The organism is Promicromonospora xylanilytica, from assembly GCF_054782895.1.
In genome coordinates this window covers 387138-410304 of record NZ_BAAGRP010000004.1, presented here as the reverse complement: position 1 = coordinate 410304, position 23167 = coordinate 387138, and the positions used below count along the sequence as shown (strand labels likewise).

20 protein-coding genes are annotated in these 23167 nt (G+C 71.6%); 13 read left to right on the top strand and 7 right to left on the bottom strand.

Annotated features, from left to right (window positions below):
- Positions 1 to 32: 32 nt before the first annotated feature.
- The 3 genes from ACYVK7_RS06820 to ACYVK7_RS06810 all read left to right on the top strand — a co-directional run bounded on the left by ACYVK7_RS06820 (position 33) and on the right by ACYVK7_RS06810 (position 3489).
- Positions 33 to 473, top strand: coding sequence for an SRPBCC family protein (locus ACYVK7_RS06820; protein WP_460886924.1), 441 nt, complete (start codon positions 33 to 35; stop codon positions 471 to 473).
- A 550-nt stretch (positions 474 to 1023) separates the two neighbouring features.
- Positions 1024 to 1983 carry an agmatinase gene (gene speB / locus ACYVK7_RS06815; protein ID WP_460886923.1) on the top strand — a complete coding sequence of 320 codons (960 nt, stop codon included), beginning with the start codon at positions 1024 to 1026 and terminating at the stop codon, positions 1981 to 1983.
- Positions 1984 to 2046: 63 nt separating this feature from the next.
- Entirely contained in the window at positions 2047 to 3489 is a 1443-nt protein-coding gene (locus ACYVK7_RS06810; protein WP_460886922.1) for an FAD-dependent oxidoreductase, read from the top strand.
- Here the strand turns inward: ACYVK7_RS06810 and ACYVK7_RS06805 are convergent.
- Positions 3443 to 4054: an exonuclease domain-containing protein gene (locus ACYVK7_RS06805; protein WP_460886921.1), complete on the bottom strand. Its 612-nt coding sequence runs from the start codon at positions 4052 to 4054 to the stop codon at positions 3443 to 3445. The two genes, ACYVK7_RS06810 and ACYVK7_RS06805, sit on opposite strands and share 47 nt — an antisense overlap.
- A 584-nt stretch (positions 4055 to 4638) precedes the next feature.
- Here ACYVK7_RS06805 and ACYVK7_RS06800 point away from each other — a divergent pair.
- Positions 4639 to 6294 carry a sodium:solute symporter family protein gene (locus ACYVK7_RS06800; protein ID WP_460886945.1) on the top strand — a complete coding sequence of 552 codons (1656 nt, stop codon included), beginning with the start codon at positions 4639 to 4641 and terminating at the stop codon, positions 6292 to 6294.
- Positions 6291 to 6419, top strand: a complete 129-nt coding sequence (locus tag ACYVK7_RS06795; protein WP_460886920.1) for a putative transporter small subunit — start codon at positions 6291 to 6293, stop codon at positions 6417 to 6419. The genes ACYVK7_RS06800 and ACYVK7_RS06795 overlap by 4 nt, the downstream gene beginning before the upstream one ends.
- An 85-nt stretch (positions 6420 to 6504) precedes the next feature.
- Here the strand turns inward: ACYVK7_RS06795 and ACYVK7_RS06790 are convergent, their stop codons facing one another.
- From ACYVK7_RS06790 to ACYVK7_RS06780, 3 genes are all read right to left on the bottom strand, one after another.
- On the bottom strand, positions 6505 to 7293 hold the full coding sequence (locus ACYVK7_RS06790) for a DUF899 family protein (RefSeq protein ID WP_460886919.1): 789 nt from the start codon (positions 7291 to 7293) through the stop codon (positions 6505 to 6507).
- Positions 7294 to 7380: 87 nt separating this feature from the next.
- Complete coding sequence (locus ACYVK7_RS06785; RefSeq protein ID WP_460886918.1) at positions 7381 to 8706, bottom strand: glycoside hydrolase domain-containing protein; 1326 nt, start codon at positions 8704 to 8706, stop codon at positions 7381 to 7383.
- Between the two features lie 120 nt (positions 8707 to 8826).
- Complete coding sequence (locus ACYVK7_RS06780) at positions 8827 to 9594, bottom strand: hypothetical protein (protein ID WP_460886917.1); 768 nt, start codon at positions 9592 to 9594, stop codon at positions 8827 to 8829.
- Between the two features lie 152 nt (positions 9595 to 9746).
- Here ACYVK7_RS06780 and ACYVK7_RS06775 point away from each other — a divergent pair, with 152 nt between their 5' ends.
- The 4 genes from ACYVK7_RS06775 to ACYVK7_RS06760 all read left to right on the top strand — a co-directional run bounded on the left by ACYVK7_RS06775 (position 9747) and on the right by ACYVK7_RS06760 (position 13656).
- Positions 9747 to 10439 carry a DUF3592 domain-containing protein gene (locus tag ACYVK7_RS06775; RefSeq protein WP_460886916.1) on the top strand — a complete coding sequence of 231 codons (693 nt, stop codon included), beginning with the start codon at positions 9747 to 9749 and terminating at the stop codon, positions 10437 to 10439.
- Between the two features lie 157 nt (positions 10440 to 10596).
- The gene (locus ACYVK7_RS06770) at positions 10597 to 11595 is read left to right on the top strand and encodes a tripartite tricarboxylate transporter substrate-binding protein (RefSeq protein WP_460886915.1); all 999 of its coding nucleotides are present in this window, start codon (positions 10597 to 10599) and stop codon (positions 11593 to 11595) included.
- A 1-nt stretch (position 11596) separates the two neighbouring features.
- Entirely contained in the window at positions 11597 to 12136 is a 540-nt protein-coding gene (locus tag ACYVK7_RS06765; protein WP_460886944.1) for a tripartite tricarboxylate transporter TctB family protein, read from the top strand.
- 11 nt (positions 12137 to 12147) lie between these two features.
- Positions 12148 to 13656: a tripartite tricarboxylate transporter permease gene (locus tag ACYVK7_RS06760; RefSeq protein ID WP_460886914.1), complete on the top strand. Its 1509-nt coding sequence runs from the start codon at positions 12148 to 12150 to the stop codon at positions 13654 to 13656.
- Between the two features lie 63 nt (positions 13657 to 13719).
- On the opposite strand, the gene ACYVK7_RS06755 is transcribed toward ACYVK7_RS06760, so the two are convergent.
- The gene (locus ACYVK7_RS06755) at positions 13720 to 14466 is read right to left on the bottom strand and encodes a TSUP family transporter (protein WP_460886913.1); all 747 of its coding nucleotides are present in this window, start codon (positions 14464 to 14466) and stop codon (positions 13720 to 13722) included.
- Between the two features lie 331 nt (positions 14467 to 14797).
- Positions 14798 to 16180 (bottom strand): MFS transporter, encoded by a 1383-nt coding sequence (locus ACYVK7_RS06750; RefSeq protein WP_460886912.1) that lies wholly within the window; start codon positions 16178 to 16180, stop codon positions 14798 to 14800.
- A gap of 302 nt (positions 16181 to 16482) precedes the next feature.
- Here ACYVK7_RS06750 and murA point away from each other — a divergent pair, with 302 nt between their 5' ends.
- The 3 genes from murA (at position 16483) to ACYVK7_RS06735 (ending at position 19681) form a co-directional block, all read left to right on the top strand.
- Positions 16483 to 17799 (top strand): UDP-N-acetylglucosamine 1-carboxyvinyltransferase, encoded by a 1317-nt coding sequence (gene murA, locus ACYVK7_RS06745; RefSeq protein ID WP_460886911.1) that lies wholly within the window; start codon positions 16483 to 16485, stop codon positions 17797 to 17799.
- A gap of 92 nt (positions 17800 to 17891) precedes the next feature.
- A complete protein-coding gene (locus tag ACYVK7_RS06740; protein ID WP_460886910.1) occupies positions 17892 to 18647 on the top strand; it encodes a lysophospholipid acyltransferase family protein in 756 nt (251 codons plus the stop codon).
- Positions 18644 to 19681: an NAD(P)H-dependent glycerol-3-phosphate dehydrogenase gene (locus ACYVK7_RS06735; RefSeq protein WP_460886909.1), complete on the top strand. Its 1038-nt coding sequence runs from the start codon at positions 18644 to 18646 to the stop codon at positions 19679 to 19681. The genes ACYVK7_RS06740 and ACYVK7_RS06735 overlap by 4 nt, the downstream gene beginning before the upstream one ends.
- Before the next feature lie 73 nt (positions 19682 to 19754).
- Here the strand turns inward: ACYVK7_RS06735 and ACYVK7_RS06730 are convergent, their stop codons facing one another.
- The gene (locus tag ACYVK7_RS06730; protein WP_460886908.1) at positions 19755 to 20498 is read right to left on the bottom strand and encodes an AMIN-like domain-containing (lipo)protein; all 744 of its coding nucleotides are present in this window, start codon (positions 20496 to 20498) and stop codon (positions 19755 to 19757) included.
- Between the two features lie 178 nt (positions 20499 to 20676).
- Between ACYVK7_RS06730 and ACYVK7_RS06725 the strand changes: the two genes are divergently transcribed.
- A complete protein-coding gene (locus tag ACYVK7_RS06725; protein ID WP_460886907.1) occupies positions 20677 to 23106 on the top strand; it encodes a glycoside hydrolase family 95 protein in 2430 nt (809 codons plus the stop codon).
- Positions 23107 to 23167 lie beyond the last annotated feature (61 nt).

Here is a 23167-nt window from a genome sequence, read left to right as displayed (position 1 = left end):
GTACCGCACGGGACAACCGGTATGGTCCCAGCATGGTCGGTCCGCGGCGGTACCGTGACGTGCATTCCACGACGATCGGCGCTCCGCCCGTGGAGGTGTGGCGCGCGGTCCTCGACCAGGTCGAGGTGCTCGGGCAGCCGTCCTGGTACGTGCGGCTGATCGGCTGCCGCGACCGCCAGCCGTCAGGCCCGCGTCCGCTCGCCGCGGGCTCGGTGGTCCCCGGGTTCCGGGTCGCGACGGCGGACCCGCCGGACCGCCTCGTGCTCGACGGCGTCCACCGCTTCTCGGTCTACACCCTCACCTTCCGGCTGGCGCCCGAAGGCACAGGCACCCGCCTCGAGGCGCACACCGACGCGACCTTCCCGGGTGCGCTCGGTGCGGTCTACCGGCTCCTGGTGATCGACTCGCGCCTGCACCGGGTCGCGACCCGCAGCATCCTGGACCGTGTCCGCCGCCGGCTGCCCACGCACTGAGGAGGCCCGACCGGGAACAGACGCCTCTGGCGGCGAAGCGGGGCGCCTGGAACCCAGACCCGACTCACGCGGTCGAGGCGCGGTCGAGGCGCGGTCGAGGTAGTGCAGGGGGCCGCTGTCGACCCCGTTCGGGAAGACGTACAGCCGGTCGGCCGAATCGACCCAGATCTGCACGTTCCCGGACGGGAAGGACCCGCCGCCCTCGTCGACGTACAGCATGATCACGTCCGACGACGCCTCGGGGAGTAGCAGCTCCCAGGTCCCTGCGAAGTCCGGCTGCTCGGTGCTGCCCGCTCCGTCCCTGCCGTCCAGCATCTCCAGTGGGATGCCGGACAGCTCGTAGGTGCCGTCGGCGTCCAGGGTGAGCGTGCCGCCGTCGGTATCCGTGAACGTGCCGGTGAAGTCCGCCGACTGATAGGCCGGGGAGCAGCCCGCCAGCACGATGAGAGTGACGAAGGCCAGTGCGGCGGGCAGCAGACGGCGTCCTGGCATGGGTGTGACCGTACAGGCCGCGACGTCGACGAGACGGACCAACCCGTACCCTGCCGGGGTGAGCACCGACCCGGCACCCATCGGCCAGAACGACACCCCCGGCATGCCTCGGTACGCGGGCCTCGCCACCTACGCCCTGCTGCCGACCCTGGACTCCGTCGAGCACGCCGACGTCGCCGTACTGGGCATCCCGTTCGACGCGGGCACGAGCTTCCGCCCGGGCGCCCGCTTCGGCCCGAACCACATCCGGGAGGCGTCCCGGCAGCTGCACCCGTACCACCAGACGCACGACGTCTCCCTGTTCGCGGTGCACCAGGTGGTCGACGCCGGCGACCTGGGCGTCTCCCCGTACTCCATCGACGACGCCGTGGCCACGATCGAGCGCGAGGCCGACACGTTCGCGGCGGACGGGACCCGGCTGATCGCGCTCGGCGGCGACCACACGATCGCGCTCCCGCTGCTGCGCGCGGTCGCGAAGCGCCACGGACCCGTCGCGGTGATCCACTTCGACGCGCACCTCGACACCTGGGACACGCTGCACGGTGCGCCCGTCTGGCACGGCTCGCCGTTCCGCCGTGCCGCCGAGGAGGGGCTGCTCGACCCGGGCCGGTGCGTGCACGTCGGCCTGCGCGGCGGGGTCTACGACAGGGCGGAGCTCGAGGCCGACGAGGTGCTCGGCTTCCAGGTCATCCGGGCCGACGACTACCAGGACCAGAGCGTCGGCGCGATCGTCGAGCGCATCCGCGCGCGCGTGCAGGGCGGGCCGGTCTACCTCTCGGTGGACATCGACGTGCTCGACCCCGCGCACGCCCCGGGGACGGGCACTCCCGAGGTCGCGGGGCTCACCACGCGTGAGCTCTTCGCGACCCTGCGCGGGCTCACGGGCCTCGGCATCGTGGGCGCCGACCTCGTGGAGGTCGCGCCCGCCTACGACCACGCGCAGCTGACCGGCCTGGCCGCCGCGCACACCGTCTGGGAGATCCTCGCCGTCATGGCGCACGACGCACAGCACGCCTGACGGCGTCCGCGCAAGCACCGGACTGCGTTGGTGGGGACCTGGCGCGCCCGGCAGACTCGACGCATGGCTGACCCCGCAGACGCGACCACAACGCCCCAGCCCGCAGACCAGCCCACCGAGCTCGACGCCGACCTGACCGTCATCGGCTTCGGCAAGGGCGGCAAGACCCTCGCCGCGACCATGGCCGGCCGCGGCGCCCGCGTCGTCATGATCGAGCAGTCCGACCAGATGTACGGCGGCACCTGCATCAACATCGGGTGCGTGCCCACCAAGGCCCTCGTGCACGACGCGGAGCACGGCCCGGACTCCGTGCCCGGACCCACCCGGTACCACCGCGCGGCGCAGCGCACCGAGGAACTGACCACCATGATGCGCGGCAAGAACTTCGCGATGCTCGACAGCCGCGACTCCGTCACGGTGGTCACCGGGACTGCGACCTTCGCCGACGCGCACACCCTGCGGGTCCAGGCGGGGGACGACACCCTGCACGTCACCGCCACGACCATCGTCATTAATACCGGCGCCGACCCGGAGCTCCCGCCCGTGCCGGGCCTGCGCGAGAGCGCGCACGTGGTCACGAGCACCGGCCTGCTCGCCCGCGCCGAACGCCCGGACGACCTGGTCGTCATCGGCGGCGGCTACGTCGCCGTCGAGTTCGCCTCCATGCACGCCGCGTTCGGCGCCCACGTCACCCTCCTCGAACGCGGGGCGCGCATCCTGCGCAGCGAGGACGACGACATCGCGGCCGCCGCCGTGGAGATCCTCACCGAGGCGGGCGTCACCATCCGCACCGGTGCCGCCGTGACCGGCATCGAGGACGACGACACCTCCGCCCTGGTCCGGTACACCGACCAGGACGGCGCGGAGCAGATCCTCCAGGCCGACACCGTGCTCGCCGCGGTCGGCCGCCGACCCCACACCGCCGGCCTCGGGCTGGACGCGGCGGGGATCGAGACCGACGCGCGCGGCGCCGTCGTCGTCGACGAGCACCTGCGGACCACCCAGCCGCACGTCTACGCCGTCGGCGACGTCAACGGCGGCCCGCAGTTCACGTACGTCTCCCTCGACGACTACCGCATCGTGCTCGACCACCTGGTGGGGGAGGGGCGGCGCACGACGGCGGACCGCAAGGCCGTCGGCTTCGCGCTCTTCATGACGCCGCCGCTGGCCCGGGTCGGCCTCACGGAGGCCGAGGCCCGCGCCACCGGCCGCCCGCTGCTCGTCGCGAGGCGCCAGGTGGCCGAGATGGCGACCGTCCCGCGCGCCCGGATCGTGCACGACCACCGCGGCGTGATGAAGGCCGTCGTCGATGCCGAGACCGACGAGATCCTCGGCGTCACGATGCTCAGCCACGACTCCCACGAGACGATCAACACGGTCGCGCTCGCCATGCGCCACGGCATCACGGCGAGCCGGCTGCGCGACGAGATCTACACCCACCCGTCCATGACCGAGGCCTTCAACGACCTGTTCGCCAACCTCCGCCCGGCCGACGAGCAGGGCTGACGCCGGCGAGCGCGTCCGGGCCGGCGAACGTCTCGAGCCCGGCCTGATGGCACAGCGCGACGGTCACGTGGGCCGCCGCGATCGTGTCGGCGAGGGCGTCGTGGTGCGTGAACGACGGCAGGTCGAGCGCCGTGGTGACGTGCGGCAGCGAGTACTTCGGCAGCACGAGGTGCCGTCGGGCCAGCCGCAGGGCGTCCACCCACGCGTTGCGCGGGGGCGCGAGCCGGTAGACGGCGGACGCCTGCTCGAACACGGGGCGGTCGGCGGGCACGTTGTACGCCACGATCGGGTCGCCGCCGATGAAGTCCGTGATGGTGGCGTGGACGGTCACCCACGACGGCGCGCTCGCCACGTGGTGGGCCTGGATGCCGTGGGCGCGCACGTTGTAGTACCCGAACTCGTCGTACCCGGCCGGGGGCCGCACGAGCGTGCCGTGCGTCTCGACGACCTGGCCGTCCCGTACCCGGGCGACTCCGACGGCGCAGACGGACGCCTTGTTCGGGTTGGCCGTCTCGAAGTCGATGGCAGTGAACGAGAGCCCGGGAAGGGGCGGGGGGACCGGCACCGCGCGATCGTAGCGAGCCCTCGGCCGAGGCCGGCGGAGCCGCGCCGGGAACGCTCGGAGCGGCCCCGCCCGGGTGGAGCCACACGCGGGCACGTCCTTGACGGGCAAACAGATCGTATGATTGGTCAAGCCCAGTATTGATGCTGTTTGGGCAAACCACTGCCTTTATGTGGTAGAACCATTCCCGACGGACCCGACCACCAGCGTCCCGCGCTGCACCCGGTGGAACTCCGACTCTGCGTCGTCGCCGCGCCTTCTCGCGCGATCCCGCGGGGCCCGTCACTGCCTCGCCGGCACCGACCTGTGCCGGTACTCGAAGGTCGCTGGCCTGCGCCGAAGTGCGCCCGGGCCCGCACCGCGGACGAACGAAAGGAGCTCTGTGCTCTTCTGCCGGCCAGCACAGCGCAGCACTGACCGACCCCGCACGACCCGCCCAGGCTGCCCACGGCGGACCGTGCCCACCTAGCTGTCGTTCCCACTCCACCCCGTTCATCCGGTCCGGTTCACGGCCCGGTTCCTGACGAGAAAGTGAGAACGCCTTGGGCGACCTGCAACAACTCTCCGGGCCCGTCGTGGTCCTCCTCATGCTGCTGTTCTTCGGCGGCAGCTTCTACATGTCGGTCCGCATCAGCAAGAAGAAGGAGAACGCCGACGGCTACATGACCGGCGGCGGCAAGATCGGGTTCGGCATCTCCGCCGCGTCGATGACCGCCACCTGGATCTGGGCGTCGTCGATGTACGCCTCTGCCACCTCCGGCTACACGTACGGCGTCTCCGGCCCCATCCACTACGGGCTCTGGGGAGCCCTCATGATCCTGCTCATCTACCCCTTCGGGCGCAGGATCCGCGCGGTGGCACCCCGCGCGCACACGATCGCCGAGGTCATGTTCGCCCGGCACGGACGCTCCAGCCAGCTGATGCTCGCCGGCTCCAACGTGCTCGGCAGCGTGATCAGCCTGACGTCGAACCTCATCGCGGGCGGCGCACTGATCGACATGCTCACGCCGTACTCCTTCACGCAGGGCATCGTCGCCATCGCGGCCGGCGTGCTCCTGTACACGCTGTGGTCCGGCTTCCGGGCCTCGGTGCTGACCGACTTCGCCCAGGTGCTCGCCATGCTCGGCGCCGTCGTGGTGATCATCCCCATCGTGTTCTTCGCCGCCGGCGGTCCCGGTCTGTTCGAGACGGGCGCCGCGAACCTCACGCCGCAGCAGAAGGACTTCTTCTCCTCGGACGCGTTCTTCAACCAGGGCGCTCCGTACATCGCGGCGGTGCTGGCCTACGCGATCGGTAACCAGACGATCGCCCAGCGGCTCTTCGCGGTCCGGGAGGACCTCATCAAGAAGACGTTCGTCACGGCGACGTTCGGCTACGGGGCCACGATCATCGGCATCGGCATGCTGGGCGTCATCGCCCTGTACGCGGGGGTCGAGCCGCTGGGCGGCGACGTGAACAACCTGATCCCGCAGCTGGCGGCCACGTACCTGAACCCGGCGCTCCTGTGCCTGTTCTTCGTGATGATCATCGGTTCGCTGTCGTCGACGGCGGACGCCGACCTCACCGCCCTCTCGTCGATCGTCATGACCGACGTCTACGGGCAGAACATCGCGGGCAAGAAGCGCGCCAACCCGCGCACGATGCTGCTGATCGGCCGCCTGACGATGGTCGTCGCGATCGCGGCGGGGCTCGTCTTCGCGGGGTCCAGGCTCAACATCCTGGACCTGCTGGTGTTCGTCGGCGCGCTGTGGGGAGCGCTCGTGTTCCCCGTGATCGCGAGCTTCTACTGGGGCCGCGTCACCAACCTCGCGTTCAGCATCGCGGTCGTCGCCGGCCTCGCCGCGTTCCTGCCGGTCCGCTTCTCGTGGGTGGACCTCTCCGGCGGGCTCGGGCTCGTCTCGGACGTCCTGTCCACCGTCGGCGTCGGGATCGTGCTGGGCCTCATGGCGTTCGGCTTCTTCGGCAGGCGCGTCGCGCTCGTCGTGGGCACGGTCGCCACGCTCGTGGCCGCGCCGTTCGCGATCGGGTTCCTGCACACGTACCCGGTGCTGTCCGGGTCGCTCGTGGCGTACGCGGTGAGCACGATCGTGTGCTTCGCGCTGACCCTGCTGAACAACGACACGTTCGACTTCGCGCTCATCAAGGAGCGCACCGGCGACTTCGACACCGAACCGGGCGCGGTCAGCCCGGACGACCAGCCGCGCCTGGGCGAGCCCGTCGCGGCCCGAGGGGAGATCTCATGACTGTCCTGCTCACGCTCTACGTACTGGTCTGGCCGCTCGTCGTGGCCGGTGTGCTCTTCGTGATCGGGCGCGCGTTCTACCGTGAGGTGCGTGCCGCCAAGGCCGAGGGCAACGGCGTCATCTAGCGCCGCCCGGCCGGCTCACCGGCCGACCGGACACATGAGCGCCCGGTCCACGCCTCCGCGTGGGCCGGGCGCTCTGGCGTCCACCTCAGTGGTGGTGCCCGTGCCCGCCGCCGGGCACGACCGGCGTGGCGCCGGGGCGCGTCCACTGGGGCACGGGCCGGCGGGTCGGTCCCCACGTGCCGGCGCCGTCGGCGTCCGTGGCCCAGTACCAGCACGAGTCCCGACCCTGCGGCCACCCGTCGGGCATGTCCTCCCACGCCTCGCCGCGGCCGTAGGGCGTCATGTCGAGCAGGCCGAACACCCCGGACGCCGGCTCGTTGCCCCGGCCCGTGGTCCGGTACGTGAGGTACACGCGGTCGCCGTCGCGCAGGAAGCAGGCGATGTGGCCCATGTCCACGCCGACCGGGGCCGCCAGCCCGCGCACCGAGTACCAGGGCTCGGTGTAGCCCATGAACTCCAGGAAGGGCGCCACCTCCTCCCAGGGACCCTCGGTCAGCATCGCGAACGACACCCCGCGGGCGGCGAGGTACGGCGCGGCCCGCTGGATGTGCCAGGCGTTGATGGTGCAGCCGGGGCACTGGCCCTCGAACGGGTCGCCGTCGTGCCACATGTGCTGGTAGACCATCAGCTCGTCGCGGCCCTGGAACAGGTCGACGAGCGGCACGGGCCCGGCGGCGCCGGTGACCTGCACGGTGCCGTCGATCTCGACCATCGGGAGCCGGCGACGGGCGGCGGCCAGCGCGTCGCCCGCGCGCGTGTGCGCCTTCTCCCGGGCCAGGAAGTCCTCGCGGGTCGCCTGCCAGGTGTCCCAGTCGACCACCGGCGGCCGGCCGGTCGAGCCGGTGGCGGCGGTCGTGACGGACGGCTCGGTCATGGTGTCCTCCAGCGTCGCGGGTCGAGCGCCGCGGCGGCGCCCCTCCCTGTCCGACGGCGCGCCGGGTGTGAACTCATCGGCGCCGTCTCACGGGCACCTCGGCACCGGCGCGCTCCAGCTCGTGTTCGACCGGTTCGACACGTAGTAGTCGCTGACCCAGCGTCCGTCCCGCAGCTTGTTCCAGACCGACGTGGTGCCCGACCTGCTGCCTGCCTTCTGGCACATCACGGCGGCCAGCGAACCGCGCCGCAGCGGGCTGCCCGTCGTCGGGTACGACACCCCCGGGCCCGTGCGGGCGTTGAGCGAGTCCGTCGTGACCTGTCCGGGGTAGACGCAGCGGGGCAGCGCCGTGGAGAACCCGGTGCGCGACGGCGTGGAGACGAAGTAGTCGCTGACCCAGGCGCCTGAGGTCAGCCGGTCCCACACCCTGGTCGTGCCGACCTTCTGCCCGGTGCCCTGGCACACGACGGACAGCGCGGAACCGGGCGCGTGGGCGCGGAGCACGGGGTAGGAGGTGGACGGCCCCGAGCGGGCGTTGAGCGACGTGCTGCTCGTCACCCGGTAGGTGCGTGCGACGGTGGCGACAGGTGCGTTGACCGCGTCGGAGTCGATGTTGATCGTCACCCCGCCCCAGGTCTCGTCGTGGTCACCGCGGTACTGCTTCGCGCGCTGGCCCGCGGCCCAGTACCGGTTCGGCGCCGTCGGCCAGCCGGTGAGCGACCTGTTGCCGTCCCAGCGGGCCATCCACACCGCGTCCGGGCGGGCGTACGTGGTGGAGGTGTACGAGTCGGCGAGGTCGCGCAGCCCCGAGTCCTGGTGCACGTACACACCCGCCAGATAGCCCGCCGAGTGCAGCTTCTTCGTCCACGCCGAGACATACCGCCGCACCGCCGTGCGGCACGCGGAGTCGGTGCGGTCGTAGTGCTCGACGTCCGCGTACAGGGCGCTCCCGGACAGCATGCCCAGGGCCTTGGCCTTCGCGACGGCGTCCGTGGCGTCCGAGGTGCCCCGGGTGGTCGCGTTGGCCGCGGTGTAGCGGTTCGGCTTGTTGCCGAACATGCAGTACGGCTGGTACCCGAAGTAGGTGGGGAGCAGCCTCCAGCCCGCCACCGAGGCGTCGCGCACCCACGAGGCGGTCAGGTTCGGCTGCGCGCAGCCGCGGTTGTTGCCGCCGAAGTACACGTTCACGACCCCGTAGGGCGATGTCCCCTTCCACGCCCGCAGCGCCGCCAGCGACGGTGCGGTGCAGGCGTCGAAGCCGAGGCGGTTGGCCCGCGTCATGGTCGAGCCGGACGCGTACGCGACCGGCGTCTCGGGCTCGGCGCTCGCGGGGACGGCGAGCCCGGCGAGCAGCAGGGCCAGGCTGCAGCCGAGGGTGGCCAGGCCTCGGACGACCTTGCGTGTCGCGGTCATGACGCACCTCCGGGACGAGTCCAGCCGCCTCTTCGAAGTATGCGCCGACGGCCGGTGCCGGGAGCGTGCCCGCTGGTAACGATTGGGGTGCGAGCACGCTCCGGCTGACGGGCGTCCGGCTCAGCCCTGCCGGACCCTGCGGCCCATGGCGAGCAGCACCGCGCCGGCCACGATCAGCAGGCCGGCGAACACGGTGACGGGCACGGCCATGGACCCGGTGGCGGCGAGTACGGCGTCGTCGGCCGCCGTCGGCGCACCCGACGGCGTGGCCGCAGCGTCCGCTGGCCCGCTCGGCGCGGGCGACGCCTCCGCCGCGCTGTCCGCGTCATCGGCGGGCGCGTCACCGGCCGGTGCCTCGTTCGAGGGTGCTTCGTTCGACGGCGCCTCGGTCGACGGCGGGGCCGGTGCATCGGTCGGGGTCGGCGCACCCGAGGGCGTGGGCGACGGCGTCGGGGTGCCGGACGGCGTGGGCGTCGCGGTCGGTGCCGGCGCGTCGTCGGTGCAGACCGGCTGCTGCCCGCCCTCGCCGAAGTGCTCGTCGTACTGGGCGACCTGCACCCAGGTGATGCAGAACGACTCCTCGTCGACCAGCTCGGACCACGGCAGGAACGCCTTGCCCACGTACGCGCCGGACGGCTGGTCGTTCAGCGTCTCGAAGTGGATGCCCACGGAACGCTCGCTGTCGCCGGTGGTGTACCGGACGTTGACGTGGCCGCCGTCGGCGAAGGTCGCGCCGGCGGGCAGGGTGAGGCCCTCGGCGGTGACTTTGTACGGGACCTGGCCGTCCGAGCCGCCTGACGGCTGGGCGGCGGCCGGTGCGGTGACCGCGAGGGATGCGGCGAGCAGGAACGGGGCGGCGGCGAGGGACGCGGCCGGGGAGATGCGCATGGGAGTCCTTTCACGCATGACACGGGTGGGAGTTCGGGCAGCCGGCACCACGCTGTGCAAACGGTCAAAAGGGTAGATGACGGACAGAGGCTGCGGGGGCGCCGTCCGCCGTTCGCGTCACCCGGGAACGAGGGACGTGGTTCGATGCCGTGGTGAGAAAACGGATCCTGCTCGTCGTCGGCGCGGGCCTGGTCGTCATGGGCCTGGCGTTCGGCACGGTCGCGGGCGTGCTGGCAGCGGGGACCGCCCAGTTCCTGGCGGGCGCCCAGCCGGCCGAGGGCGTGGTGACGAGCCTCGACGCGAAGCGGGTCAGTACCGACGACCTCCGCCGTGAGCGGTACAGCTACCGCCCGGTGGTCACGTTCGACGCGGGAGGTCAGGAGCACACGTTCACCGGGCGCGTGGGCTCCGACCCGCCGCAGTACGAGGTCGGTGAGCAGGTCGACGTGCTGTACGACCCGCGCGACCCGAGCGCCGCCCGCCTGGACTCGGGCTTCGCGTACTGGTTCGAGCTCTTCTTCGGACTGGCGGCCCTCGTGCTCGTGACCGTGGGCGGCGCGCTGATCGTCACCTGGTCCCGTCGGGCGGCACGCGGGCGGCTGGCCCGCTCCGGCGAGCGCGCCACGGGCATCGTGACGAAGGCCCGCACGAACAGCAGCGTCAGGTTCAACGGCCGCGCCAGGACCGAGATGACGGTCACGTGGCGGCACCCCTTCTCGGGGGAGCAGACGTTCACCGAGAAGGGGTGGGGAGCTGAGTACGCGGTGGGCGACGAGGTCACCGTCCGGTACGACGCCGGCCGGCCGCGCCGGGCCGTCGTCGAGCGGCTCGGCCAGCGGCCATGACCGACGGCCCGGACGAGGTCGGCTGAGGTCACCGTTCGGTCAAGCCGCACCTAGTTGGTGGCGGGCGTCACAGGCGTAGAGGTACTGTCGCGGTCTCGACCGGATTTCGCCCCATATGGATCAACCTCTACCGGATCAACGATGATCGGAGACGGACATGACTCCCGCCGGACCCCGGAAGGCGGCCGCGTACCTCGGTGCGCTGGCCGGCCTCAGCCTCGCCCTGGCCGCGTGTTCCTCAGGTGCTGACCCCGCCAGCTATCCGGAGGACGACATCGACGTCATCGTGCCGTTCTCGGCGGGCGGCCCCACCGACACGGTGACGCGCATGATCGCCGAGCCCATGTCGGAGGACCTGGGCGTGCAGCTGGTCGTGCAGAACATCGACGGCGCGGGCGGCACCGTCGGCGCCGGCCAGGCCGCCACCTCGGACCCGGACGGCTACACCGTGCTGATGCACCACATCGGCATGTCCACCGCGCCGGCGCTCTACAAGGACCTCGCCTACGACCCGATCACCGACTTCAAGCCGGTGGGGCTCGTCACCGAGGTACCCATGACGATCATCGCGAGCTCCGACTTCGAGCCGGAGACCTTCGAGGAGTTCGTCACCTACGTCCAGGAGAACGCGGACACCGTGACGATGGCGCACGCCGGCGAGGGTTCCGCGTCCAACCTGTGCGGCCTCCTGCTGACCGACGCCCTCGACGTCGACGTCACGGCCGTCCCGTACGACGGCACCGGTCCCGCGATGGCCGAGCTGGTGGGCGGCCAGGTGGACTTCATGTGCGACCAGACCACGAACACGACCGGCCAGATCACGGCGGGCGAGGTCAAGGCCTACGCCGTGACGACGCCGGAGCGCATCGAGGCGCTGCCCGACCTGCCCACCACGGCCGAGGGCGGCCAGCCGGACATCCAGGTCAGCGTGTGGCACGGCCTGTACGTCCCGGCGGAGACGCCCGACGAGGTGGTCACCAAGCTCACCGAATCGCTCCAGGTGGCGCTGGCCGACGAGACCGTCATCGACCAGATGGCCGACCTCGGCACGGCTCCCGTGAGCGAGGAGGACGCCACCCCGGAGGCCCACGCCACCCTGCTCGAGGAGCAGACGGCGACCTGGGGCGACATCATCGGCGCCAGCCAGGGAGGCTGAGATCGCCGCCCTGCGCCCCCGCTCGACGAGCGACCTCGTCGCCGGCCTCATCTTCGTCGGGCTCGGTGGGGCCTTCGCCGTCGGCGCGCTCGCGTACGAGCTCGGCTCGCTCCTGGAGATGGGGCCGGGATACTTTCCGCTCGCCCTCGGCATCGTGCTCACCGCGCTCGGGGTCGCCACGGCGGTCAAGGCGTACGTCGCGCCGGACCCGGCCCCCGGGGGCGGCGCGCCTGACGGCGTGTCGCCGGACGCCGGAGTGTCCGACGCCGGCGAGCCCGACCCCCGGCCCCTCGCCGGCATCCAGTGGCGCCCCACCGTGGCGGTGTTCGCCGCGGTGACCTTCTTCGCGCTCACCATCGACGGCCTGGGCCTCGTGCTCGCGACGTTCGGCACCGGCCTGCTCGCCGCACTGGCCCGGGCCGGCACCAAGCCGGTACGGGCTCTCGTCATCGCCGTGTGCCTGACGCTCGCGAGCTGGATCATCTTCGTCGTCCTGCTCCAGCTGCGCCTCGCGCTGTTCGGCGACTGGCTGGGCGGGTAGGGGGGGCGCACATGGACCTGCTCGACAACCTCACGCTCGGGTTCTCCGAGGCGCTCCAGTGGCACAACCTCCTGTTCTGCCTGCTCGGCGTCGCGCTCGGCACGGCCGTCGGCGTGCTGCCCGGCATCGGCCCCACGGCGACCATCGCCCTGCTGCTGCCGATCACCTTCGGGTTCGACGACCCGACGTCGGCCCTCATCATGCTCGCCGGCATCTACTACGGCGCCCAGTACGGCGGGTCCACCACGGCGATCCTGCTCAACCTGCCGGGGGAGTCGTCCGCGGCCGTGACGGCGATCGACGGGCACCAGATGGCCCGCGCCGGACGGGCCGGCGTGGCGCTCGCGGTGGCGGCGCTCGGCTCGTTCGTCGCGGGGACGGTGGCGACCGTGGTGCTCGCCGTCGCCGCTCCGCCGCTGGCCAGGGCGGCGCTGGCGTTCGGCGCCCCGGAGTACTTCTCGCTGGTGGTGCTCGGCCTCATCGCGTCGATCGCGCTGGCGAGCGGGTCGACGCTCAAGGCGCTCGCGATGATCGTGCTGGGCCTCCTGCTCGGCACGATCGGCCAGGACCTCGACACCGGCGTGCCGCGGTTCACGTTCGGTGTGCGGGAGCTGTACCAGGGGCTGAGCTTCGTCGCGGTCGCCGTCGGCGTGTTCGGCATCGCGGAGATCCTGCGCAACCTGCACGACCCCCGCACCAGGACCCGCATGGTGAGCCGGGTGGCGAAGCTCTGGCCCAGCCGCACCGAGCTGCGCCGGATCGTCGCCCCGGTGCTCCGCGCGACCGGCCTCGGGTCCCTGCTCGGCGTGCTGCCGGGCGGCGGGCACGTGCTCGCCGCGTACGCCTCGTACGCCGTGGAGAAGCGGGTCTCGCGGAACCCCGCCGAGTTCGGGCACGGCGCCATCGAGGGCGTGGCCGGGCCGGAGTCGGCCAACAACGCCGCCGCGCAGACGTCGTTCATCCCGCTGCTGACGCTCGGCCTGCCCGCACACCCGGTGATGGCGCTCATGGTCGGGGCGTTCATCATCCAGGGCATCACGCCGGGCCCCGGCGTCATGACCGAGCAGCCGGCGCTGGTCTGGGGCCTGATCGCGTCGATGTGGATCGGCAACGTGCTGCTGGTGCTGCTCAACCTGCCGCTCATCGGCCTGTGGGTGCGCATGCTCTCGGTCCCGTACGCGGTGCTGTTCCCTGTCATCGTGGTGTTCGCCTGCATCGGCACCTACTCGCTGGGGCAGAACCCGTACCACGTGTTCGCGGTCGCGGTCTTCGGCGTGCTGGGCTTCGTGCTCGTGCGCACGGGGTGCGAGCCGGCGCCGCTGCTCCTCGGGTTCGTGCTCGGTCCGCTGCTCGAGGACAACCTGCGCAGGGCGCTCCTCATCTCGCGGGGTGACCCCACGGTGTTCGTCACGCGCCCCATCTCGGCGGTGCTGCTCGCCTGCGCCGCGCTCGCGCTGGTGCTGGCGGTGCTGCCGGCGATCCGCCGCAAGCGGGACGTGGTGTTCGCGGAGGACGAGTAACGCTCGGCCGTGCCTGGGTCGGAAGGGCCGGAAGGGTCGGAGGGGTCAGAGGGGTCAGAGGGGTCAGAGGGTGAGGAGGCCTCGGCCCAGCGCCGTGAGCGCGCCCGCGATCGCGACGGTCAGCGCGATGCGGGACGCGATCCTGGTCGGGATGCGGCGGGCCAGGGCCGTACCGGTGCCGACGCCCACGAGCACGGCGACGAGCAGCACGGGCCACACCCACCACTCCGGCACGGAGCCGGGCGGGATCGCCCCGAAGCCCAGCTTGGTCGCGACCGACATGGTGTTCATGACCACGAGGAGCGGCTGCAGGGTCGCGGCGAACGAGCGGTGGTCCCAGCGGGTGGCCAGCGCGTACGCGGTCCACGCCGGCGCGGCGACGCCCGACGTCGTGTTCATGAAGCCGGCCGCGAGACCGGTCGCGACGGCGACGGTGCGGCCCTTGACGCGGACGCGGCGGCGCAGCACCGCCGACGCGGCCAGCGCGGTCAGCACCGAGCCGCCCACGATCACGTCGAGCCAGGCGGAGTCCGCCTCGCGCACCGTGAGCGCCCCGAGCACCGAGCCAACGAGCATGAGCGGCAGGATCGTGACGACGCGCCGCCAGTCCACCCGGTCGCGCAGCGCCCGCAGGATGAGCAGGGCCGTGACGATCGCGGCGACGTTGCTGACCAGCACCCCCACCGAGGCGCCGAGGAACACCGTGAGCACGGGCGCCGCCACCATCCCGAGGCCCATCCCGGCGACGCGCTGCAGCCCGGCGCCGAGTACGACGGCGGCACAGGCTGCGATCAGGGCCGTCGTCTCCACGCCGTCACGCTATCCCGCGGACCGACCTGCTACGTGAAACGGGGTCGCGGTAGCAGCGGTTGTCGTCACCTTGTGGAAGCCTCCGGGGCCGGATATCTTCGATCTCGAAGGCGGAGGCAGGTCACTCCGTTCGAGCTTTTCCACTGGGTCCGCCGGTTTTCACCGGCGGGCCCTTTGGCTTTCCGGAGTACCGACTTCGCAAGCCTAGAGAGGTCTAGCGCGGTTCGCGCGTGGAAGTGCCCGGGCCTGACGTCCGACGCCGTCGTGCATCCCTTGGTACAGGGGCTGCACGACGGCGTCGGCCGGAATCGTAGGGTGCGCCTGCGGGAGCTCAGGCCGAGACGTTGTCGTCGTAGTCGACGTCGCGGGTCTCGCGCTCCAGGAGCAGCGCGACGAGGGTGATGACTCCCATCGCCGCCAGGTAGACCCCGACGAGGACCGGCGAACCGTCGGCCTTCGCCCAGAGCCACACGGCGATGAACGGGGCCACGGCCGCGCCGAGCACCGACGACAGGTTGTACGCGACGGCCGAGCCGGTGTAGCGCACGTTGGCGGGGAACAGCTCGGGCAGCACGGCGGCCATCGGGCCGAACGTGAGGCCCATGAGCGTGAAGCCGATGATCAGCAGGCTCTGCACGCCGATGTGCCCGGCGGAGAACAGCGGCACCCACACGCCGCCGAACAGCACGATCGCAACCGTGACCCAGATGAGGTGCGCGCGACGGCCGAACTTCTCCGCCATCGGCCCGGAGACGAGCGTGAAGATGCCGAAGAAGACGACACCGATGATCAGCATCCAGAGGAAGTCGATCTTCTCGTAGCCGAGCCCGGCGGGGGATCCGTCGGTGGGCGCGGTCGGGGCGATGCCGTAGTTCAGCGTGAACGTCGTCATCAGGTAGAACAGCGCGTACGTGGCGAGCATGATGAACGTGCCGGACACGATCTGCTTCCACGACGTGCGGAACACCCGGGCCACGGGCATCTTCGCGACGGCGGAGGCCTCGACCACCTTGCGGAACGCCGGCGTCTCCAGCAGCGAGAGGCGCACCCACAGACCGATGATCACGAGGATCGCGGACGCGAGGAACGGGATGCGCCAGCCCCAGGTGGCGAACTGCTCGGGGGTCAGGCTGCTCGACAGGGCGATGAACACCGTGTTGGCGAGGATGAAGCCGATGGGGGCGCCCAGCTGGGGGAACGTGCCGTAGACGGCCCGCTTGCCCTGGGGTGCGTTCTCCGTCGCCAGCAGCGCGGCGCCGCTCCACTCGCCGCCGAGGCCGAGCCCCTGGCAGAACCGGCACAGCACGAGGACGGCGGGCGCGGCCAGCGCCCAGCCCGGGGTCGACGCCGCCGGGATGAGCCCGATCAGGACCGTCGCGATACCCATCGTGAGCAGCGACGCGACCAGGGTCGCCTTGCGGCCCACGCGGTCGCCGAAGTGGCCGAACAGCACCGAGCCGAGCGGCCGCGCCACGAACGCGACGCCGAACACGGCGAAGGACGACAGGAGCTGGGTCGTGGGGTCCTCGGCGTTCGGGAAGAACAGCGCGGGGAACACCAGCGAGGCCGCTGTGGCGTAGATGTAGAAGTCGTAGAACTCGATGGACGTACCGATGAGGGACGCGACGACGACCCGGCCTCGGGGGTTGCCCGCCGGCTCTGTGCCCTGCTCGCCGGCGGCGGTCCCGGCGGTCGGAGATGCGGAGGTGCTCATGGCGGCGACAGTAAGCAGCCTGTCCGCGATCCGGGAACCGTGTCTCATTTTCTGGACAGGGGCTTGACGTAGGCTGCGCCGGCGGGCATCCGCGAGTGCGGGCGAGCCTGGCGTGTCGCGCTGCGCGGGCGTGCGGCGCGAGTGAAGGTGTAGTGAACGGTGAATACTCCCGTCCGTGCGCATGTTGGCACGACCGGCGGTGGGGGCCAGGATCAGGTTCGACCGGGCGCCCCCCTCAGCCAGCTGAGTCCGGCCCCGCCATCGGAAACCATCATCGGAACGAACGAGACGACGACGAGCATATGAACGATCTGCTGTATGTGAACGGCGGCACCCCGCTCAACGGGACCATCACCGTTCGAGGCGCAAAGAACTTCGTGTCGAAGTCCATGGTGGCTTCCCTGCTGGGGGAGACCCCCAGCGTGCTGCGGAACGTCCCGCAGATCCGTGACGTCAAGGTCGTCTCGGGGCTCCTGGACCTGCACGGTGTGAACGTCAAGTACGACACCGACGCGGGCATCCTCGACCTCGACCCGTCCAACGTGGAGTCGGCGCACGTGGCCGACATCGACGCCCACGCCGGTTCCAGCCGCATCCCGATCCTGTTCTGCGGCCCGCTGCTGCACCGGCTCGGCGAAGCGTTCATCCCCGACCTGGGCGGCTGCCGCATCGGCGACCGGCCGATCAACTACCACCTCGACATCCTGCGCCAGTTCGGCGCCGTCGTCGACAAGCGGGCCGGCGGCATCCACCTGCGGGCGCCCCGCCGGCTGCAGGGCACCAAGATCTCCCTGCCCTATCCGTCCGTGGGCGCCACCGAGCAGACGCTGCTCACGGCGGTGCGCGCCGACGGCATCACCGAGCTCACGGGCGCGGCCATCGAGCCCGAGATCATGGACCTCATCGCCGTGCTCCAGAAGATGGGCGCCATCATCTCGGTCGACACCGACCGCGTGATCCGCATCGAGGGCGTCGACCGCCTCGAGGGCTACACCCACACCGCCCTGAACGACCGGATCGAGACCGCCTCCTGGGCCTCAGCGGCCCTCGCCACCGGCGGCGACATCACCGTCAAGGGCGCCACCCAGCCCGAGATGATGACGTTCCTCAACACGTTCCGGAAGGTCGGCGGCCGGTTCGAGGTGCAGGACGACGGCATCCGCTTCTGGCACGCCGGCGGTGACCTCAAGTCCATCGTGCTCGAGACCGACGTGCACCCCGGGTTCATGACCGACTGGCAGCAGCCCCTCGTCGTCGCGCTCACGCAGGCCACCGGCCTGTCCATCGTGCACGAGACCGTGTACGAGAACCGCTTCGGCTTCACCGACGCGCTGCGCAAGATGGGCGCCACCATCCAGGTCTACAAGGAGTGCCTGGGCGGCCGCGACTGCCGGTTCGGCCAGCGCAACTTCCACCACTCCGCCGTCGTCTCCGGCCCGACGCCGCTGTCGGCCGCCGACATCGAGGTGCCCGACCTGCGCGGCGGGTTCAGCCACCTCATCGCGGCGCTCGCGGCCAACGGCCGGTCCACGGTGCGCGGCATCGGCCTGATCGACCGCGGCTACGAGAACTTCCAGGACAAGCTGGAGGCCCTGGGCGCCGACGTAGCCCGCGGCTGACCCACCTCCCTCGCCAGGTGACTACCTCGGCGAGGGAGTAGGGAGGGCGAGGTGGGTGGGGTTGGGCGTCGGGCCGAGTATTGTTTCGGACCGTGTCCATCCCACGCCCTGAGTCACGCATGTATCGCTTCATCGCGTTCCTCGTGCGGAACCTCATGTTCGCGCTGTGCAAGTACGAGTGGAAGGGCGGGGAGAACTTCCCGGCCAATGGCGGGTTCATCGCCGCGGCCAACCACGTCACCGAGCTCGACGCGCTGACGCTGGCGCACTACCTCTTCGACATGGGCCGTGAGCCCCGCATCCTGGCCAAGCGCGGCCTGTTCACGTCGCCCCTGACGGGGTGGGCGCTGCGGGGCACCAAGATGATCCCGGTGGATCGCGACTCGGCCAGGGCCACGGAGTCGCTGCAGGAGGCGGCGAGCCAGCTCGGCGACGGCGCCTGCGTGGCGATCCTCCCGGAGGGGACGCTGACGCGGGACCCCGACTACTGGCCCATGGAGGGCAAGACCGGCGTGGCCCGGATCGCCCTGACCACCCGCCTGCCGGTGCACCCGGTGGCCCAGTGGGGCGTCACGGCGATCATGCCGCGGTACGGCATGCCGCGCTGGCCGTGGCCGCGCAAGAGGGTGACCATCCGGACCGGCCCCGCCGTCGACCTCAGCGACCTGTACGACCGCCCCCAGGACACCGCCACCCTGCGCGAGGCCACGAGCCGCATCATGGAAGCCATCACCGTCGAGCTGGAGCAGATCCGCGGCGAGGTGGCCCCCAGGCCACGGTTCGACCTGCGCAAGCACCCGGAGTACGAGACCAAGATGACCAACTACCCGCCGGTGGAGCGCCCGTGACCGCGACCCCGTCCACCGCCCCCACCAAGGTCGCCGTGCTCGGCGCCGGCTCGATGGGCACCACCTTCGCGATGGTCCTCGCCGACGCCGGCTGCGACGTGACCCTGTGGGGCCGTGACGCCGCTGTGCTCGACGCCGTCGACCGCACGCACCGGAACGAGAAGTACCTGCCGGGCGTGCAGCTGCCCGCCATGCACGGCACGACGGACCCCGCGGTCGCCCTGCGCGACGCGTCGATCGTGGTGGTGTCGGTGCCGTCCCAGGTGGCGCGCGCGACCCTCGAATCGATGAAGAGCCTGGTCCACGAGCTGGCGACGCCGGACGCCGTGGTCGTCTCCCTGATGAAGGGCGTCGAGCTCGGCACGGACAAGCGCATGAGCCAGGTCATGGCCGAGGTGCTGGACCTCCCGGACGAGCGGGTCGCCGTCGTCTCGGGACCCAACCTGGCGCCCGAGATCGCGGAACGGCAGCCGACGGCGACCGTGGTCGCCTCGCGCAGCGAGGCCACGGCCCAGTTCGTCGCCTCCGCCTGCTCGACGGGGTACTTCCGCCCCTACACCAACACCGACGTCGTCGGCGTGGAGCTGTGTGGTGCCGTGAAGAACATCATCGCGCTGGCGGCGGGCATGGCACAGGGCCGCGGCTTCGGCTGGAACACGCTGGCCACGCTCATCACGCGCGGGCTCGTGGAGATCACGCGCCTCGGCCTCGCCCTCGGGGCCGACGCCGCGACCTTCGCCGGGCTGGCCGGCATGGGGGACCTGACGGCGACGTGCGCGTCGCCTCTGTCCCGCAACCACCGGCTCGGCAAGCACTTCGGCGAGGGGCTCACGCTCGAGGAGGCCATCGCGGCGACGGGCGGCACGGCCGAGGGCGTCAAGTCGTCGCAGTCCGTGCTGGAGCTGGCGCGTGCGCACGACGTCGAGATGCCGATCACGGCCGGCGTGGTCGACGTGCTGGCCGGCAAGCTGCCCCTGTCCGACCTCGCGGCCACGCTCCTCGCACGGCCCCAGAAGTCCGAGGTCGCCGGCTGAGCGGTCGGCGCCGGAAGTCCGGTCAGCGCTGACGTCCGGTCGGCGCTGACGGCCTTCCGGCGCTGACGTCCGCTCAGTGCTGGACGTCGACGACGACGCGCGTCGGGTTCTCCAGGAGGAACACGCGGAAGGGCTGCTTGCCCTCGTCGACGCCCAGGAACGCCGTGGTCGTGCCCTCGAACCAGTGGCGGTAGACGATCTCCTCGACCGACTCCAGGTCGTCGGGCTCGACCCGGTCGCGGGAGAACTCCTCGACGCCGCTGTCCGCCGGCATCGCCGTGCCGGTCAGGGACACCTGGAGGATCGCATCGCCGTCGACCCGCACGGCCTTGCCCGAGCCGTCGTCGGACGCCCGCTCCACGTACTCGACGCGCCAGCCGGGCTTGCCGCTGCCCGTGCCGTCGAGGTCGAACACGACGCGGTCGTAGCGGTCGTGCTCGGCGACCCGGATGTCGGTGACGGACAGGAACGTCTCGCCCTCGCCAGTCGGCTGGGCGCTGTCCGCCCGCGTGTTCGCGGGGAACGACGGGCCGTCGGCGGCCTCGGTGGCCGAGGCGACCGGCGCGTCGTCGTCGCCGGGACCGTCGTCGCCTGGGCCGTCGTCATCCGAACCGTCGTCGCCTGAGCCGTCATCGCCTGAGCCGTCGGCCGGCGACGGCGAGGAGTCGGCCGGCGCCGAGGCGACCGGTGCGGGGCTGGACAGGCCCACCCCTGGCTCCTCCGAGCGGGGCTGACCGCCGGTGCAGCCGGCCAGGAGCAGGGCGAGGGCCGCCAGCGCGGCGGCTGTCGAGGCTGTGCGGTGTCCGGCTCGTCCCATGTATCCAGCGTAGAGCCTGTCGCGTGCCGGGGCTGGTCAGTCGCGCGTTCCGCCGCCGGGCGACCACCCCGAGCCGCGCACTGAACAAGTCTGCACTCTTGACTTGTGAGATATGTGATGTACTACATTTGTCCCACGCAGTTCGACTCACTGGCGAGCACGAACGAGGAAGGTTGCGATGAACCCGATCACGCGAAGAGATCTCCTGCGCACCACAGGCCTGACCGCCGGGGCGATCGCCCTCACCGGTCACGCGCCGGCGAACGCCGAGGCCACCCCGAGCGACGAACCCGACGCGCCCGAGACCAACCCCATGCGGCTCTGGTACACCGCCCCGGCGACCGAGTGGCTGGAGGCGCTCGCCATCGGCAACGGCCGGGTGGGCGCCATGGTGTTCGGCGGGGTCGCCGCCGAGACGCTCATGCTCAACGAGGACACCGTGTGGGCGGGCGGCCCGCACGACTACGCCGACCCGCGCGGCAGCGAGGCCCTCCCGGAGATCCGGCGGCTGATCAACGAGGAGAAGTGGGGCGAGGCCCAGACCCTGGCCGGCGAGCGGTTCATGGGCCGGCCGACGGAGCAGATGCAGTACCAGCCGGTCGGGGACCTGCACCTCGACTTTCCCGGCCTGACCGGTGACGTCACGGAGTACCGCAGGTCACTCGACCTGACCACGGCCATCACCACGACGACCTTCGTGGCCGACGGGGTGCGCCACACGCGGGAGATCTTCAGCAGCCACGCCCACCAGGTGATCGTCGCCCGGTTCACCGCCGACGCGCCGGGGGCGATCTCCTTCGACGGCCGCTACGAGTCGCTCCAGGAGTCGTCGACGCACGCGCACGACACCCGCACCCTCGCGCTCGAGGGTCGCAGCGGTGAGGCCGAGGGCCTCGAGGGGAAGGTCCGCTTCGTCAGCCTCGCCCGCGCCGTGGCCGAGGGCGGGAGCGTCACTTGCGGTGCCACGCGGCTGCGGGTGCGCGGCGCGGACGCCGTCACGCTGGTGGTCTCCATCGGGACGAGCCACCGGAACTACCTCGACGTCAGCGGCGACCACTTCGCCGAGGCGGTGGAGCCCCTCGAGCAGGCTCCGGCCCAGGGCTACGGGGTCCTGCGGCGGGCGCACGTGCGGGACTACCAGGAGATGTTCGGCCGGGTCGACATCGACCTCGGCACCTCGCCGTCCGTCGACCTGCCGACCGACGAGCGGGTCGTCGCCTTCCGGGACGGGCACGACCCGCAGCTCGCGGCGCTCTACTACCAGTTCGGCCGCTACCTGCTGATCTCCAGCTCGCGGACCCCCGGCCAGCCGGCCAACCTCCAGGGCCTGTGGAACGACAAGATGCTGCCGCCCTGGCAGTCCAAGTACACGCTGAACATCAACTGCGAGATGAACTACTGGCCCGCCGGTCCGGCGAACCTCGCCGAGTGCTGGCAGCCGCTGTTCGCGATGATCGAGGAGCTGGCCGAGTCCGGCGCCCGGACCGCCAAGAAGATGTGGGGCGCCAAGGGCTGGGTGGCGCACCACAACACCGACCTCTGGCGCGGGTCCGCGCCGGTGGACTTCGCGTTCTACGGTGTCTGGCCCACCGGCGGCGCCTGGCTCTCGCTGCTGTTCTGGGAGCACTACGAGTACACCGGCGACCTGGACACGCTCCGCGAGTACTTCCCGGTGCTGCGCGGTGCCGTGGAGTTCTTCCTCGACACGCTCGTCGAGGACGCGGCGACCGGCTACCTCGTGACCAACCCCTCGCACTCCCCGGAGATCAAGCATCACGAGATCGACGACGAGAGCGTGAGCATCTGCGCCGGCCCGACCATGGACATGCAGATCCTGCGGGACCTGTTCACGGCGTTCGACAAGGCCTGCGCCGTGCTCGGCCAGGACCGTGCCATGGCCGCCCAGGCGGTCGCCGCGCGCGACCAGCTGCCGCCCAACCAGATCGGCCACCTCGGTCAGCTCCAGGAGTGGCTGATCGACTGGGAGGAGGCCGCCACCGAGATCAGCAGGCACGTCTCGCACCTGTGGGGCGTGTTCCCCAGCGACCAGATCACCCCGCTGCGCACCCCGGAGCTCGCCGCCGCGGCGGACCGCTCGCTCGAGCTGCGCGGGCCGGCGGTGACGGCCGGCTGGTCGCTCGCCTGGAAGATGAACATCCGCGCCCGGCTGCTGCAGGCGGACGGCGTGTACAAGCACCTCACCCAGCTGCTCTCGACCGGCCGCACCGCGCCCAACCTGTTCGACCTGCACCCGCCGTTCCAGATCGACGGGAACTTCGGCGGAACCTCCGCGATCAACGAGACGATCATGCAGAGCCACTCGGGCGAGGTCTGGCTGCTGCCGTGCGTGCCCGACGCGTGGCCGGACGGCCGGGTGCGCGGGCTGCGTGCCCGTGGCGCCTTCGAGCTCTCCATCACCTGGGCCGGCGCGCGCCTGAGGACCGCCCGGATCCAGTCGCTGGCCGGCAACACCATCCGGCTGCGCACCGCCGCGCCGGTCCGGGTCTCCGGCCCCGGCGGCCCGGTCGTCGTCGAGCGGCCCGAGGAGGGTCTCGCCGTCTTCCCCACGCAGCGCGGTGCCACCTACGTGGTCGAGCCGCTGACCTGACCACCTGCTGACGCCGGTGAACCGGCAGCTCAGGACACCCGCAGGACCCACACCCACGAAA